We start from the raw sequence: 851 nt of genomic DNA on the forward strand, positions 1-851 counted from the left end.
ACTAACACAGCAACATTGACCTGGGCACAGGAAACTGTTGACAAGTATGGTCTTTCTGGCGACCAGACACAGGGCCATATATATTTAAACGACAATCAAGTTGTCGGTCGAACAGTTCTTTACGCAGATGGTACCTTAATCATCAATGAACTTTTAAAAGACCAAGGTGCTAATGAAGCTACACATGGCGCAATAAAAAAGGAATATCCAGCATGGGATGGTGCAAAAAATGATTACAACATAAACGGCAATGGCGTACCATGGAGCTGGCTCGATGATATAACATCTGTAGAAGTTGGAAGCAAAGTTTCGCCTGTAAACACTTCGCGCTGGTTTTTCGGAATGCATGTATCTTCAATTAATGTATCGCTTCTGGATATGTCTAATGTAATTGCTACAGTTGAAATGTTTGGAGAAACTACTGTAGAAGAAATTGCAGGATTGGGAAATTGGGATATGTCAAACGTAAAGGACGCACATAACATGTTTGGTTGGCTTTGCATGGGTGCAACAACCCCAATAGAACTGATCGGAATTGAAAACTGGAAGTTTTCGAGTGGAGCAAATTTAAAGGGAATGTTTATGAGCAGTGGCGCGGTGAAATTTCAAAGCATCATCATACCAGAGGGGTGTGACATCAGTGCCATGTTTGACAACGTGGAGGAAATTTATGGTGATGTTGTCATAAACGGAATCCAGACCTGCAATGAAACAGAATGGACTGGATTTGCCAGAAATACAAACCCGGAAAAGGGTGCACTCTATCTTGTGCCAGACGATATGGGATATAGCCAAGCGGAAGATATAGAGGGTAAGTATGGTATCAATGGTAGCGTTACGCAGGGTCATGT

1 protein-coding gene is annotated in these 851 nt (G+C 42.0%); it reads left to right on the top strand.

All coding sequences use genetic code 11. From position 1 onward, the window contains the following. Nucleotides 1-851 (top strand): BspA family leucine-rich repeat surface protein (locus tag D1155_RS15495; RefSeq protein ID WP_160203308.1); only part of this gene is annotated, 851 nt, incomplete at both ends.

It is taken from the genome of Anaerotruncus sp. 80 (assembly GCF_009936115.1).
In the GTDB taxonomy this organism is placed as follows: Bacteria; Bacillota; Clostridia; order Peptostreptococcales; family Anaerovoracaceae; genus Senimuribacter; species Senimuribacter intestinalis.